Source organism: Erythrobacter sp. JB2-19 (assembly GCF_057365005.1).
This window is the reverse complement of record NZ_CP200290.1, coordinates 2252348-2266739: the sequence shown is the minus strand read 5'-3', so window position 1 is coordinate 2266739 and position 14392 is coordinate 2252348. Positions and strand designations below refer to the sequence as shown.

Below are 14392 nucleotides of genomic sequence, written 5' to 3'. Positions count from 1 at the left end.
GAGCAGGGGCTGTTTCGCTCACATTGCTGTGATCGTGATCGGCTTAGGCCGGGTAAACCCAGGCTGTGCCGCGCGCCAGGTTCTCAGATGCGAAGGCCCAGTTGAGCTTCGAGCCGACAACCGCGTCGAGATAGGCGGGACGCTTGTTCTGGTGGTCGAGGTAATAGGCATGCTCCCACACGTCGACGACCAGCAGCGGGTTCACGCCGGTTTGGTCAGCCAGTGTGTCGCCATCGTGGGTTTCCTCGATGGTGAGCGCGCCGTCCTTCTCTGCCAGCCAGACCCAGCCGCTGGCGAAGTGACCCGCGCCGCGTGCTTTCAGCTGTTCCTTAAGCTCGTCGACAGAGCCGAATGCGGCGTCGATCTTGGCCTTGAGTTCATCCGATGGAGCGGTTTCGGATGCCGCCATGGAGTGCCAGTAGAACCCGTGGTTCCAGGTTTGCGCGGCGTTGTTGAACAGGCCTTGGTTGCTGCCGCGGGCGGCCCCAACAATCGCCTCAAGCGAGGCATTGGCGTGATCAGTGCCGTCAATCGCAGCGTTCATCTTGTCGATGTAGGTCTGATGGTGCTTGCCATGGTGAAACGACAGTGTCTCGGCCGAAACGGCGGGTGCGAGTGCGGTGTCTGCGTAAGGTAAATCGATGAGTTTGAAAGCCACTTTGGTCCCTCTCTTATGGAATCTGGATCGCTATAGGGACAATGCACGGCATGGGTAAAGGTTGCATCGCAATTGGAATTGCATGTCCAATGGGTGGGGCGAGAAGCGAAGCGCGCGGGCGCGATCAGGCTGCGGCCTCTTGCAACTGGCGAAGCTTGAAGGCGCGGTCGCTTGCGAGCTGCGAGTGCTCGACCCAGGTAGAGTGCACCCCGCTGCTGATCTTGTGCGGCAAGGCGAGGCGGCAAATCGGACCTTTCGCCACGTCGCTGGCGTCCAGAATGGCGAGCTCAGATGTGCCGCTGTTCTCGTCGATCAGGAAGGTGATGAGATAGCCGTCGTCCTCCGCCAGTGTCCCGCCGTCCGCGGCTTTGCGCGGGATCATCGGGCTTTCGCTGGCATAGACGCCGTCTGGCAGGGTGAAGATCTGCTCTTCGCCGGTCTCGGTGTCTTGCCGGACATAGCCGTTGAACAGGAACCAACCGGGCCGGGTCGTGGTCGACCAGATGTAGCGCGATTTGCGCATCGCAAAGGCCGGGTTGATCATACCAAACTCGACGATCCGGTCCGACAGGCGCTCTTCACGGCACTCGCCGGTGGCAAGGTTGAAGCGCCAGCGGTGCAGGCGGCTCTTGAAGCTGTGTTCGTCAACATAGGCCATCATCCGCCCGTGCTCGCCTTGCTCCTCCAGCGGTTCGGGCATGGGTTCGTCCTGATAATAGCCTTCCATCACGACCTCATCGCCGTCTGGGCCACTTTCCTCCCAAGCATTCGTCCAGTGCAGCACATAGGTTGGCGAGGCCTCAAACCAGCGGATGTCCTGCGCACTGCCGTGGCGCGGGATGAGAGCAAAGCGGGTCGGCACGCCTTCATGCAGGCGAGCGGCGTGAATGCCTCTCTCCAGCAGCTTTGCATCCCAGAACAGAGGCATGTCGTTGAGGATCGACCAGTTCGGCGTGATCGCCATATCATGCGGTAGGCGCGGGCCATCGAGCGGGACCGGCGTGTAATGGACAAGCTTACCCGCGCGATCGACCACGCCGTAATGCATGTAAGGCGCGTGGACGGAATAGTTGAAGAACATCAGCTCGCCGGTGCTCTCATCCACTTTGGGATGCGCAGAGACCCCATCAATCGGCCCCCAAGGCGCTTTGCCCAGGTTCTCCAAAGTCACCGGGTCCATCTGCCATGCTTCACCGCATTGGTAGAGCGTCGCTAGCGCAGTCCCGGCGTGGACCAGAATGTCGGTCGAGGCGGTGTCCTTAAGCCCGCCATGCGCGCCAAAGCCTGGGCGCAGCGAAGTACCGGGAGGGTCCATCAACCCGCCCCACAGTGCCCGGCCGGCGATCTGTTCTGCCTCAAAGCACTGGGTGCGCACAAAGCGGTTGCGATAGCTGGCCTTGCCGCCGGAAATGTTCACCTGATGCACCATCGCATCGCCATCAAACGGGTGGTGCCGGCCCAGCGGCTGGTGCGCTGGGTTCTCTGTGTTGCGCAGGTAAATGCCATCGATGTCGGCTGGAATTTCGCCCTCAATCACTTCCAGCTCATCCACATCCACTTCTTCATGAACCGGCGTCCATGGCCCGGAGAGATACGGGTGGTTGCTGGGTTCAAGCGTCGTTTTGACCGGTGGTTGGCGAGTGATTTGCATTGTGGTGATCTCCTGATCGCTTAGCGTAGCGGCGAGGGCAGTGATATCAAGCGCATTGCCCCGCAAATTGCGGTCAATTTGATCCTGATCAATGACGCTGCCGACGGTGCCCTCCATCCCGCATTCAGGAAGGAGAATACCGATGAAATCGATATTACTGCACATCAGCACCGATCCGGGAATGGAGGCGCGCCTGCAGATCGCGCTTGATCTGGCCCGCGCACACGGTGCCCACATCACATGCCTTCAGGCGGTGAGCTTTGAGGTCTTTGCGCCCGGCGACTTCTATGGCTCTGCCATGGCCGCCGCACTGCCTAAAATCAAAGAGGCAGCGGAAGAACAGCGCGCGAAACTGGAGGTGGATCTGGCCAATGAGGATGTCGTTTGGGATTGGCTGTTCCTGCACGGAATGCCGGAAACGCGGCTGCTGGAGCAATCGGCCCTGCATGATCTCATCATCGTTGGCCCGCATGACGTTGGCGAACGCAAAGGGCCTTCGCGCATGGCAGGGGAGCTTGCATTGAAGGCTCCATGCCCGGTTATGATCGTGCCAGAGACGGCCACGAGTTTTGACAGTTCTGCGCCGATCTTGGTGGCGTGGAATGGTTCTTCTGAGGCCAGTGTCGCCTTGCGCAGCGCCGTGCCTTTGCTCGCCAAAGCCAGCAATGTCTTTCTCGCCAGCGTGGAGGAGAAGCTGGATAAGGACCGCTTTGATGTCCCTGCATTCAAGGGCGCGCAATATCTCAGCCGCCATGGGATTGAATGCGAAATTGTTGAGATCCCGGCTGATGGTAGGAAAATCGCGGACTTGCTCTCATCGGCTGCGCAATTGCGGGAATGTGGTCTGATCGTGATGGGGGCCTACGGCCATTCACGCTTGTCGGAGATGCTACTGGGCGGGGTCACGCGCCGTGCGCTTACCAATCCGGATCTACCAATCTTGCTAGCGCATTGAGTTGGAGGGTGCAGGTGGCTCGCCAATGAAAGGAAGCTGCTCTACTTCGCTTTGCGGCGCCGGATCATGCCTTCTTGCGCGATGCTGGCGACCAATTCGCCTGATTGGTTGAACACACGGCCTCGGTTGAACCCGCGCCCATGGCCGGACCACGGGCTATCGGTAGCATAGAGCAGCCATTCATCCGCGCGCGCTTCACGGTGGAACCAGATCGTGTGGTCCAGGCTTGCACCGACCAGTTCGCCGCGCATCCAGCTGAGCCCGTGGGGCAGCGCGCTGGTACCAAGCAATGTGAAGTCGCTGGCATAGGTGATCACGGCGCGGTGCAGGCCTGGGTTGTCCTCAATCGCGGGCAGCGGCGCGCCGGTGCGAAACCAGGTGTGCGCTTTCGGTTCGCGCGGCTCTGAATTCATCCAATGCAGCCGGTCGATGGTGCGCATTTCAATGGCGCGCGGGCGTAGCATGATGCGGCGCTGATCTTCGCTCAGCTTGTCGCCCAGCTTTGATGCCATCTCGCGGCGCACATCCATATCGCTGCGCAGTTTATCCGGTCCTTCGACATCGGGCATCTCAGCATCGCTGTGCTCCAGTCCGGTTTCGGGCGTTTGGAAGCTCGCGGTGAGATTGAGGATCGGTTTGCTTTCGCCTGCTTCGTTGGTCTGGCTGGCGACGACCCGGCGGTTGGAGAAGCTGCGACCATCGAAATCGCGCGCGATCCGGTAGTCAATCGGCGGTCCTTCTTTGCCGCCGCGCAGAAAATAGGCGTGCAGTGAGTGCGCCTGCTTGAGATGATCCACGGTTGCTTGTGCGGCCTGAATAGCCTGCGCCAGCACCTGGCCGCCAAACACCCGGCCCATGCCGCCTTTTTGCGGACGGCCCGTGAAGTTCTCTTCTGAATTCTGCTCGACTGTAAGCAGTTTGATCAGCCCATCGACGAGCTGCTCATTGGTCGGAATATTGTCTGGAGTGTCGCTCATTTCGCCGCTCGCAATGCGGCGCGATGGCGGTAAGGTCAAGCGGGCTTAGCGTTCCCACACCCGGCGCAGCAGAGCGGCTGGCAATGCGCCGCGCACAAACAGCAGGTCAGAGACGCCGGAGGCCTCTTCCGCACCCATTTGCCGCTTGTATCCGCCGTCGCCAAGGCCCCAGTCAATGCGAGCAAGGCCGCGCTTTGCGGCGCTGGTGAAATCGTCATACAGCAGCACTCGACCTGGCGAGAACTTCTGGAATTGTTGGTCGAAATTATTGGCGATTGCGTAGCGCGTATCGCCGCAATCGAGGCCAAAGGTGAAGGCGGCTGGGATGTCGCCAACATGCAGCAGGCTGCCCCGGATGATCGCAGCGATTGCAGGATCTTGACCTATGCCTTCCCAGAATGAGCGCAGCGCCGGATCGTGGAACTTAGTGTCGCCGCCCTGTTCCAACTGGCCGACCCAGGAATTGCTCTCAATCGCGGCGATGGCGTCGCGGGTTTCATCGGTCCAATCCTCGCCGGTGAAGTGCGAAATGGTGACTGGGCCAGTTTTCTCTAGTTGGCGAACCCGCCAGCGGTCTTTCTGCTGGCCTTTGGTCGATGGCCAATTGCCCGAAGCCGTTAGCGCGACAAGATCGAGCACGAACAGTTGGCCAATCGGGCGCGAAAGCACGCGCCAGCCTGCGTCGAGAGCGGCGGCTTTGAGTACATCGAGCGATTGGTCGTCGTCGACCACCGGACCCATGCGCCAGACATTGCCGAGCTGCTTTGCGAGTTTTTTGTCTTTGAGAGCAGCTGCGAGCTCTGCCGCCGTGGATTCGCTGTCCAATGGTGCACCACGAAACGGCCAGTAGGCGCCCGCAACCTGCTTGATCGCAATGGGGCCGAGCTTTTTTCGCACATAGGGAAGGCCGCAATCGCTTTGCCATCGCTGCCCCGCGCCACAAGCTCTGCCGTTGCCGGATTGCGGCCCGATGCAAACCACTGCGCCCTTAGGAAGGAACGGCGAGGATCGTCGGCCTCGGCAAGCTGGTCCAGCTCCGATTGGGGCTGCGTGTCGATAGGGAAGGGGGCATTCATGACAGTGGCGGCAATCCGGCACGACCAAATAGGCGGCGCCACACGCGAAAGCTCAGCGCCTTTGCGCGATTGCTGGTGGGCCAGCGCCTTGGTGCATTCGGCCTTAGGCCAATCCGGCGCATGAGCACATTGGCGCAGCGTGCATCGCTCTCATCATAGCTCCAGTTGGAGCGCCAAGTGATCGATAGCGAAATCGAGCTGTGCCGTCCGTTGCAGACAAAATGCGGGGCCATCACTGGCACGTAAACGGCATCACCCGGTCCAAGCGGAAACTCCCGGCCCTGTCTGGCAAATTCATCGTTCCATTTAAGCTCGCGCGCGCCGCCTGCATGATAGGCCTCATGCTCGCTATCTTTGGCAAAGCGCGTATCGCCAGCGGGGAATTGGGTCATCACTTTACTGCCCGTCACTTGCAGTAGAATATTGTGCTCCGGGTCGAAATGATACGGGGTGACGGCATTCGGACTGGAGATGAAGATGAACCCTTGCGGGGTCAACATCTCGCCGGTCTTGGCCTCTATCTCCGCCTGCAATTCGCCCAGCAGATCATGCAACAAAGCCTGATAGGATGGCACTTGCTCAACATTCTTGAGCACGGCCCAACTGTTCGCTTCGTGCACTTTGCGGATTGTCTCCGCGAGGGTCAGGCCATTGCTATCCGGTTTGCCATCGACGCCAATCGGCAAGTCGCCGCGATTGTATTCGACCGAGCTTTCTGGAAGGCGCTCCGCCATGCTGGCCAGTGCTTCAATCTCCAGCAGTGGATGCTGATCGAGGGCATGGCGCAATGTGTGCGGTGTTTCAGGATAGTGAACTGCGAACTGATCTCGCGCATTCGTATCAAAGATCGACGGCGCAGAAGCGCGTGCGCTTTGCCAGTCGGTCGCATCTGTGATGGGCGCATTCATTGCAGGTTCCCTTTGCGCAGCTCGCGGCGCATCAATCGCTCAAATAGCGTGCGGCGCAGTTTCCCTCCGATCGCAACGTTGATGCTTTGCATGCTGCGCTTCTCGCGCCACAAGCGCTCGATCATCGAGTGTCCTTCGGCTGCACAGCTGTCGACCCATTCAATAAATTCGTTGCCCAGCAGCTCCAGATTGTCGAGCTGGAGCAAGAGGCCGGGTGAGTATTTGGCATAGCGTTCATCAAACGCGGTCTTGAAGCTGTAGGCGCCGGGCGGTGTGATGAAGTTTGCGAGCATGGCGATGGCTCGCCCGTCGACCCTCAATGCGAGCCGTTCGAGCCGGCCTGAGCGCGCTGCGCCGGTCATGGCGTCGATGAAGAATTGTTCGGTATGCGCCGCGCTGGCGAGGGCAGAGCCTTCTGCTCCTTTCCAACCCGCGCGTTCAACGGAAAGAAATTCGCGGGTCCATTCGGCAATGCCGTCTTCGCCTTCGATCCGTTCCACGCTCAAAGCGCCTTCTTCAGCGAGGCGTTTGCGCAGACGGCGCAGCTCTTTACGCCTTTTCTTGGTCAGGGATGCTTCGAGATATTCCTCAGGAGAAATCTCGGCATCCAGCATGGCGCGCTCTTCCCGGTGGACGATGGCGCTTGCTCGCTTATGCTCGCTCAATGCTTCGCGCAGCCCCTCTGCCACCGGGCCATCGGCGGGCAATTGCGGCAGATGAAAGAACAACGCCTGACGAGGTTTGTGATCGAGTGCAGTGAACAAGGTCCGCCAGAAATCGATCTCATGCCCTTTGGCGATCAAGGGTGCTCCGCAAAAGCTGTTCGTGTGTAATGCCGCGCCGCAATGCGGCACGGGATAACCGTAATATTGCCGAGATTGCTCGAGCGGGATGAGGCCGAGCAATTCGCCGCCTACGATATAGGCGAATACTTCGACCTTCGCGCTTTCGGGCAAATTGGCGAGCGAGGCTGAGAGAAACCATTCTTCAAAAAAGGATTTGGTTCAGCGGCGCGATTGGTCAGCTCATCCCATGCAGCGAGGAAGGCGGAGCGGCTGATTTGAGCAGGCGTCAGGGCGTGCATCCCATCGCTCCAGCCCGCGAGTGGGCCAGAATGAGGAGGTGCGCTGGGCAGTACAGGCGCGCTTGCCATGTCCATCCGTTAACCTTTTCAATGCGCGCAGAATCGCGCGCGGAGCTTGGTTTAGCCTGAATGACGTTAAGGAAGCGTTTGTGCAGCGCGTTTTGAGTGCGCGTGCTTGGGTGTGTCCAGATCACAAAAAACCCCGCCAGACCTGGGCCTGGCGAGGTTTCAAAATCTGTGCGGCCGATTGCTCAGTCGCAGATTAGCCTTGGATCAATGTCCACCAGCCAACGCCGCGAGCAGAAGCAGCGCGACAATATTGGTGATTTTGATCATCGGGTTCACGGCTGGACCAGCGGTATCCTTGTAAGGATCGCCAACTGTATCGCCGGTCACAGCGGCCTTGTGAGCCTCTGAGCCTTTGCCGCCATGATTGCCATCTTCGATGTACTTCTTGGCATTGTCCCATGCGCCGCCGCCAGCGGTCATGGAAAGCGCCACAAAGATGCCGGAGATGATCACGCCGAGCAGCAAAGCACCGAGAGCCGCAAAGCCCTCTGCCTGGCTGCCTGTCGCCGCAGTCACCGCGAAGTACACGACGATAGGAGCGAGCACTGGCAACATGGATGGAACGATCATTTCCTTGATCGCAGCCTTCGTCACCAGGTCCACCGTACGGGCATAGTTTGGACGGCTGGTGCCATCCATAATGCCTGGATCAGCGGCAAACTGCGCGCGCACATCAACCACTACATCGCCAGCCGCGCGGCCAACGGCGGTCATACCCATCGCACCAAACAGGTACGGGAGCAGCGCGCCGAGCAGCAAGCCAACGATGACATACGGGTTTTCAAGGCTGAAGCTAACATTGAGGTCTGGGAAGAACTCCTTGAGGTCAGCGGTGTAGGCCGAGAACAGCACCAAAGCAGCAAGACCGGCGGAACCGATTGCATAACCCTTGGTCACAGCTTTCGTGGTGTTGCCAACGGCGTCCAGCGCATCGGTTTTCTCCCGAACGCTTTCTTCCATCTCGGCCATCTCAGCGATGCCGCCAGCGTTATCGGTGACGGGACCATACGCATCCAGAGCAACAACCATACCGGCCAGAGCCAGCATCGAAGTCGCCGCAAAGGCGATGCCCATCAGGCCTGCGAGTTGGTATGTCACGATGATACCGATCACGATCACAATGGTAGGCAGTGCGGTCGATTCAAGGCTGATTGCCAGGCCTTGAATGACATTGGTGCCGTGCCCAGTCTCCGACGATTTCGCAATCGAGCGGACCGGGCGGTATTCTGTGCCCGTGTAATATTCGGTGATCCAGATGATCAGGCCGGTGATGACCAAACCGACCATCATCGCCAGGAACAGTGACATGCCGGTAAACGTGTTGTCGCCCAGCGTGTATTCCGTGCCCATGCCCACCGCATAATCAGTCGCGAAATAGATCGCGACAGCGGACAGAACCGTGGTGACGATAAAGCCCTTATACAGCGCACCCATGATGTTGTTCGATGAACCGAGACGAACAAAGTACGTTCCGATGATCGAGGTTACGATGCACACACCGCCAATGATCAGCGGCAGGCTCATCAGAGCGAGCAGATCAGCAGCGGCAAGGCCGGTGAACAGCAGGGCGGTGAGAACCATGGTCGCGCCAACGGTGACAACATAGGTCTCGAACAAATCCGCGGCCATGCCAGCACAATCGCCAACATTGTCGCCCACGTTATCGGCGATGGTCGCCGGGTTGCGGGGGTCATCCTCTGGAATGCCAGCTTCGACCTTACCGACCAAATCGGCACCAACGTCAGCAGCTTTGGTAAAGATACCGCCGCCCAAACGCGCAAAGATCGAAATCAGCGAAGCGCCAAAGGCGAGGCCCACGAGCGCGTCGATGACTTCGCGCTTCTCAGCGAGAACGGTGAGGTCCATGCCCATTGTGCCGACCAGCACATAGAAGAACCCGGCAATGGCCAGTAGCGCGAGGCCTGCGACCAACATGCCTGTGACGGCACCAGCGCGGAACGCCACGGTCAGGCCTTCTTGTAGGCCCGTTTCAGCCGCCGCCGCTGTGCGCACATTGGCACGTACGGAGATATTCATCCCGATAAAGCCAGCAACACCGGAAAGCAGCGCACCGATCACGAATCCGATCGCAGAAACCTCTCCAAGAAAGATGAAAACGAGAATGGCAACAACCACACCGACTATGCCGATCGCGGTGTATTGCCGTTTGAGATAGGCTTGTGCGCCCTCTTGAACGGCGCCAGCAATTTCTTGCATTTTGGCGTTCCCGGCACTCGCGCCGAGAACTTGCCGACTGGTGACAAAGCCGTAAATCACGGCGAGCAGTCCCAGCCCGATTGAAATCAGAATCAGATCCACCAAAAAATCCCCTCTTGAACGTGTGGAAATGCGCTCCTCGTTTATGGTGGGAGCGCTTGGCGCATTGGCTATCGCGATTGTGGGGAAGTGACAAGCCCGCTCTCCACCGATTGTCGGTGGGCTGACGTGCCAATTATCGGTTTGTTCTTGATCGGTGTACGATCAGCCGTGCTGATGGCCGAGGCCTTGTGCATTGACGATTGGGTCGCCGTCGAGCGTAAGCGGGGCGAAGCCAAGCGGTTGAACTGTGCCAATCTGCGTTGCTGAAACGGGCAGGGTCAGCCCTTCTGGCGCGGTGAACAGTAGCTCGTAATCATCGCCCCAGCGGATGCAGTCCTCGCGGCGCTCGGTATCAGCGACTGGAACGTTGTTGGTCTCGAGTGCTAGGGTGACTTCGCTCGCCTCCGCCAATCGAAAGGCGTCGAGCAACAGACCATCTGAAACATCCATCATCGCGCTTACACGCGGCGCTAGCGATTGGCCTTGCTGCAACAGCGGGCGAGGGCGGTTGAATGCCTCAAGATGCTCAGGCGCACCTTCAAAACCGAGCATGGCGGCACCGAGCATGCCCGTGACATACAATGCATCGCCGAGTGAAGCACCGCTGCGCGAAGGTACTGGCGTGTGCGAGGCACGACCAATGGCGGTTAGTCCAAAGGTACGCGGACCTGCGGCGGAAACGGTGTCCCCACCTAGAATTGGCACATTGTAGCGGCTGAGCGCTTCGCTGAGGCCTGCAAGAAAATGCTCGTCATCTTGCCCTAGCGAATGGCCAAGCAGCACTCCAATTGGCTCAGCGCCCTTTGCGGCTAGGTCAGACAGGTTGGAGGCGACTAGTTTCCAAGCGACATCGGCCATCTCGGCATCGGGGCGGAAATGCGTACCCTCAGCCATCATATCATGGGTCAGGATCAGAGTTTCGTCGCCGATTTCCAAAACGGCACAGTCATCGCTCAACCCTCGCGCACCAGAGTGGAGCGGCAGCGTGCGCAATGCAGCGATGAAATCGGCTTCGTTCATTGAGCAACCTTATCCGTTCGTCCTGAGCCTGTCGAAGGGCAACGGATCTGGCAGCACTCTCGCATCGAAATGCTCAGCATAAGCTAGCTCTTACGAACGCGCGTCCTTTGATGCGGCATCAAGAATGCCGTTCACAAACTTGGCTTCGCGGTCATCGAAGAATGCCTTCGCCACATCGACATATTCGTTGATCGCGGCTGCCGCTGGCACATCATTGCGTGCAATCAGCTCATAGGTACCAGCGCGCAGGATTTGCAGCATGGTCTTGTCGAGGCGTTTCAGCGTCCAGCCATCGGCCAGTTTCGAGGTCAGCAAAGCATCGATCTCTTCACCGCGCGCCTCAACCCCGCGCACGACATCATCGAAGAACTCAACTTCGGCATCGGCGAATTCGTCTTCATCGATCGTTTTGCCCAAGCGATGCTGATGAAACTCATCAAGCAGTTTGGCGAGCGCAGTGCCCTCCATCTGCAGTTGATAGAGCGCCTGGACAGCGGCGAGCCGCGCGGTTGAGCGGGCTTGAGAGCGAGCGGGCGTGTTCATTTGAGGCGAAGTTCCACTGATTTGGCATGCGCGGGCAATCCCTCTGCATGGGCGAGGGTGGCCGCCGCCGGGCCGATCGCGGCAAAGGCGTCGTCATCCAGCGCGATAAAGCTGGTGCGTTTCATGAAGTCGAGCACGGACAGCCCGCTAGAAAAGCGTGCGCGCCGGCCGGTTGGCAATACGTGATTGGGCCCGGCGACGTAATCGCCCACGGCCTCTGGCGTCATGCGGCCCAGGAACACGCTGCCCGCGTGATTGATCTTTGAAAACAGTGCCTCTGGATTAGCCACAGCGAGTTCGACGTGTTCAGCGGCCAGTCGGTCTGCGAGCGCAGGCGCTTCGTCCAAATCTTCGACCAGAATGATCACACCGTGATCGTCCCAGCTTTGCTTGGCGGTTTTGCCGGTGGTGAGCTGCGACAGTTGGACGGTCACGCGGTCTTCAACCTGAGCGGCGCAGGTCGCGTCATTGGTGATCAGAATCGATTGCGAGGTTGGGTCATGCTCTGCCTGGCTCAGCAAGTCAGCGGCGATCCAATCCGGATCATTGTCGCAATCGGCGATGACCAGAATTTCGCTTGGCCCCGCGACCATATCGATGCCGACCACACCGTAAAGCTGGCGTTTGGCCTCCGCGACATAGGCATTGCCGGGGCCGGTGATCACATCGACCGGCCTGATCCGCTCGGTGCCATAGGCCAGCGCGCCGACTGCTTGCGCTCCGCCAACGCGCCAAATCTCACTAACGCCCGCGACATGTGCGGCGGCAAGAACCAGCGGGTTGGAATTGCCCTTGGGCGTCGGCGTGACCACAACAATCCGCTCCACACCCGCAACCTTTGCCGGGATCGCATTCATCAACAACGAAGAGGGATAGGCCGCCCGCCCGCCCGGCACATAGAGCCCGGCGGCATCGACGCTGCGCCATACGGCACCTTGGCGCACGCCGGCTTCATCGGTGAAGTCGCGGTTCGCAGGGATTTGATCGCGGTGATAGGCCTCAATACGGGCAGCGGCGAGGTTTAGGGCGTCGCGCAATTCCGGCTCAAGAGCGTTATACGCTGCCTCGCAGCTTTCGGGCGAGATCGACCAGTCTTCTTCAGTGCTCAGGCTGTGCCCATCAAAGCGCTGGCTGTATTCGACCAGCGCTGCATCGCCCTTTGCTTTAACGCGCGCCAGAATGTCGCTGACTTTGCCAGAGACGTTCTCGCCGCTTTCGCGCCGGGAATTGACGATCTTGGCAAAGCGCTGCTCAAAATCGGCATCTTTGATCGACAGCTTTTGCATTATGCAACCTGCTTTTCGGCGGCTTGCGCCTCCATATCTGCGCGGAATGCGGCGACAAGCTCTGCCACGCGCGGATCGGTTTTCAGCGCTGCGCGGTTCACGATCAGCCGGGCAGAGATATCGATGATCTTCGATGTCTCTACCAAGCCATTGTCCTTCAGCGTCCGTCCAGTCGACACGAGGTCAACAATCTGGCGCGCGAGACCAAGTGAGGGGGCGAGTTCCATCGCGCCATTGAGCTTCACGCATTCGGCCTGAATGCCTTGCGCTTCGAAATGGCGTCGGGTCAGGCTGGGATATTTGGTCGCGACCCGCAGGTGGCTCGCGCTGGATTGCTCTGCCGTGTCATCAACACGCTGCGCAACCGACAGGCGGCAATGGCCAATATCGAGGTCCACTGGTGCGTAAAGATCAGCGTAATCAAACTCTTCAATCACGTCAGAACCAACAATCCCAACTTGAGCGGCACCATGCGCCACGAAGGTTGCCACATCAAATGCGCGGACCCGGATGAGTCGCATATCGGCGCGATTTGTGCCAAAGCTGAGCGCGCGGTTGCTCTTGTCGTGAAACGCGGCCTCTGGCTCAACACCGGCGCGCACCATTACAGGCAGAGCCTCATCGAGGATCCGCCCCTTGGGAATGGCAAAGGTGAGCTGGCCTGAATTGTCCGTAGTCATTGCGGAGCCGCACTTAGGCATTGCACTGCCAAAGGGCAACACGGACGATCAGGTAAACCTGCCTTTGATCGCGTGACCAACATAGCGAGGAGACACGTTACATGGGTGACGGCGCAATTATGGACACCTCAGATTTTGACGCGGCCTTGGACTGGCAGGCGACCCATGCTGAGCAGAATGGAGCGCCTTGCACCGCGCGGATTGTTCGCGCTTTGACCGCCGCCGCAACGGGTGACACCGTCACTGCCCAGCGGATGACGAACTGGCCGGGGCTTACGCTGAAGGATGCGATGCCACTCCGAATTGCAGGTGGCTTGCATTACTTACTACTAAGCGGGGCGGATGATCGTCTGGCCCCTGTTTATCATGGCGAGGTCACAGATCAGGCGGAGGTCGATGCGCTGGTTTGCGCGGTGGTGGAGGCGCACGATGTCGCTCTGATCCCGTGGTTTGATGGGCCGCCGCAAACCAATGAGGCCGGGCGCTCCGCTAGCTTCATCGCTGGCCTGTTGTGGCTGGCTCAGCGCGTACCGGCGAGGTTCGATATGTTTGAACTCGGCGCAAGTGCCGGGGTCAACACTATGATGGATCGCTACTTTTACCGTTTAGGCGCGACGGAAAGTGGGCCGCCAAGTTCTCCAATGCAGATCATACCTGAATGGCGCGGGGCCTCGCCGCCTGTCGCAGACATCGAGATTGCCTCGATTTGCGGCTGCGACATCGGGCCGATTGATCTCAGCGATGCGGACGCGGCGCTTCGGCTCAAAAGCTATGTCTGGCCAGACGCGCAGGAACGGATGCAGCGGATTGATGCTGCTATCCAGCTCGCCGGGGAACGCGCGCCCGATCTAACGCAGATGGACGCGGGCAAATTCGTGCGTGAGCAATTGGCTAAGCCGCAAGCGGATGAAACGACCCGCGTGATGTTTCACTCAATCATGTGGCAATATATGCCGGCTGAAACGCAATCGGTGATCACGAAAGCGATGGAGCAGGCTGGCGCGCGCGCCACCACCGAAAAGCCGCTGGCATGGATCGCGCTCGAAACAGATCCCGCGACATTTCGCCACGAACTGAGGGTTCGATATTGGCCGGACGGCGAGAACGAAGTGTGTCTCGCCCACGCGCACCCCCATGGCGCTTGGGTGGAGGGGAGCGCCGGCTAG

The 14392-nt window shown here is 59.4% G+C and carries 13 protein-coding genes; 2 read left to right on the top strand and 11 right to left on the bottom strand.

What is annotated here, in order from left to right:
* Positions 1-43 precede the first annotated feature (43 nt).
* Both AC0V6O_RS10945 and AC0V6O_RS10940 read right to left on the bottom strand, forming a co-directional pair.
* Positions 44-658, bottom strand: coding sequence for a superoxide dismutase (locus tag AC0V6O_RS10945; protein WP_486143957.1), 615 nt, complete (start codon positions 656-658; stop codon positions 44-46).
* 124 nt (positions 659-782) lie between these two features.
* Complete coding sequence (locus AC0V6O_RS10940) at positions 783-2474, bottom strand: carotenoid oxygenase family protein (RefSeq protein ID WP_486143955.1); 1692 nt, start codon at positions 2472-2474, stop codon at positions 783-785.
* On the opposite strand from AC0V6O_RS10940, the gene AC0V6O_RS10935 reads away from it, so the two are divergent.
* Positions 2452-3264 carry a universal stress protein gene (locus AC0V6O_RS10935; protein ID WP_486143953.1) on the top strand — a complete coding sequence of 271 codons (813 nt, stop codon included), beginning with the start codon at positions 2452-2454 and terminating at the stop codon, positions 3262-3264. The genes AC0V6O_RS10940 and AC0V6O_RS10935 overlap by 23 nt on opposite strands.
* Before the next feature lie 41 nt (positions 3265-3305).
* Here AC0V6O_RS10935 and AC0V6O_RS10930 read toward each other — a convergent pair whose 3' ends face one another.
* The 9 genes from AC0V6O_RS10930 to hisG all read right to left on the bottom strand — a co-directional run bounded on the left by AC0V6O_RS10930 (position 3306) and on the right by hisG (position 13226).
* The gene (locus AC0V6O_RS10930) at positions 3306-4241 is read right to left on the bottom strand and encodes an acyl-CoA thioesterase (protein ID WP_486143951.1); all 936 of its coding nucleotides are present in this window, start codon (positions 4239-4241) and stop codon (positions 3306-3308) included.
* A 45-nt stretch (positions 4242-4286) separates the two neighbouring features.
* Positions 4287-5138 carry a GNAT family N-acetyltransferase gene (locus tag AC0V6O_RS10925; RefSeq protein ID WP_486143950.1) on the bottom strand — a complete coding sequence of 284 codons (852 nt, stop codon included), beginning with the start codon at positions 5136-5138 and terminating at the stop codon, positions 4287-4289.
* Positions 5139-5313: 175 nt separating this feature from the next.
* Complete coding sequence (locus AC0V6O_RS10920) at positions 5314-6225, bottom strand: cupin-like domain-containing protein (RefSeq protein WP_486143949.1); 912 nt, start codon at positions 6223-6225, stop codon at positions 5314-5316.
* Positions 6222-7181 carry a GNAT family N-acetyltransferase gene (locus AC0V6O_RS10915; RefSeq protein ID WP_486143948.1) on the bottom strand — a complete coding sequence of 320 codons (960 nt, stop codon included), beginning with the start codon at positions 7179-7181 and terminating at the stop codon, positions 6222-6224. Before AC0V6O_RS10915 ends, AC0V6O_RS10920 begins: the two co-directional genes overlap by 4 nt.
* A gap of 401 nt (positions 7182-7582) precedes the next feature.
* The gene (locus AC0V6O_RS10910) at positions 7583-9697 is read right to left on the bottom strand and encodes a sodium-translocating pyrophosphatase (RefSeq protein ID WP_486143947.1); all 2115 of its coding nucleotides are present in this window, start codon (positions 9695-9697) and stop codon (positions 7583-7585) included.
* Between the two features lie 162 nt (positions 9698-9859).
* The gene (thiL, locus tag AC0V6O_RS10905; protein WP_486143946.1) at positions 9860-10717 is read right to left on the bottom strand and encodes a thiamine-phosphate kinase; all 858 of its coding nucleotides are present in this window, start codon (positions 10715-10717) and stop codon (positions 9860-9862) included.
* Positions 10718-10807: 90 nt separating this feature from the next.
* On the bottom strand, positions 10808-11260 hold the full coding sequence (gene nusB / locus AC0V6O_RS10900; protein ID WP_486143945.1) for a transcription antitermination factor NusB: 453 nt from the start codon (positions 11258-11260) through the stop codon (positions 10808-10810).
* Positions 11257-12546, bottom strand: coding sequence for a histidinol dehydrogenase (gene hisD, locus AC0V6O_RS10895; protein WP_486143944.1), 1290 nt, complete (start codon positions 12544-12546; stop codon positions 11257-11259). Before hisD ends, nusB begins: the two co-directional genes overlap by 4 nt.
* Positions 12546-13226 (bottom strand): ATP phosphoribosyltransferase, encoded by a 681-nt coding sequence (gene hisG, locus AC0V6O_RS10890; RefSeq protein ID WP_486143943.1) that lies wholly within the window; start codon positions 13224-13226, stop codon positions 12546-12548. Before hisG ends, hisD begins: the two co-directional genes overlap by 1 nt.
* A gap of 101 nt (positions 13227-13327) precedes the next feature.
* Here hisG and AC0V6O_RS10885 point away from each other — a divergent pair, with 101 nt between their 5' ends.
* A complete protein-coding gene (locus AC0V6O_RS10885; RefSeq protein WP_486143942.1) occupies positions 13328-14392 on the top strand; it encodes a DUF2332 domain-containing protein in 1065 nt (354 codons plus the stop codon).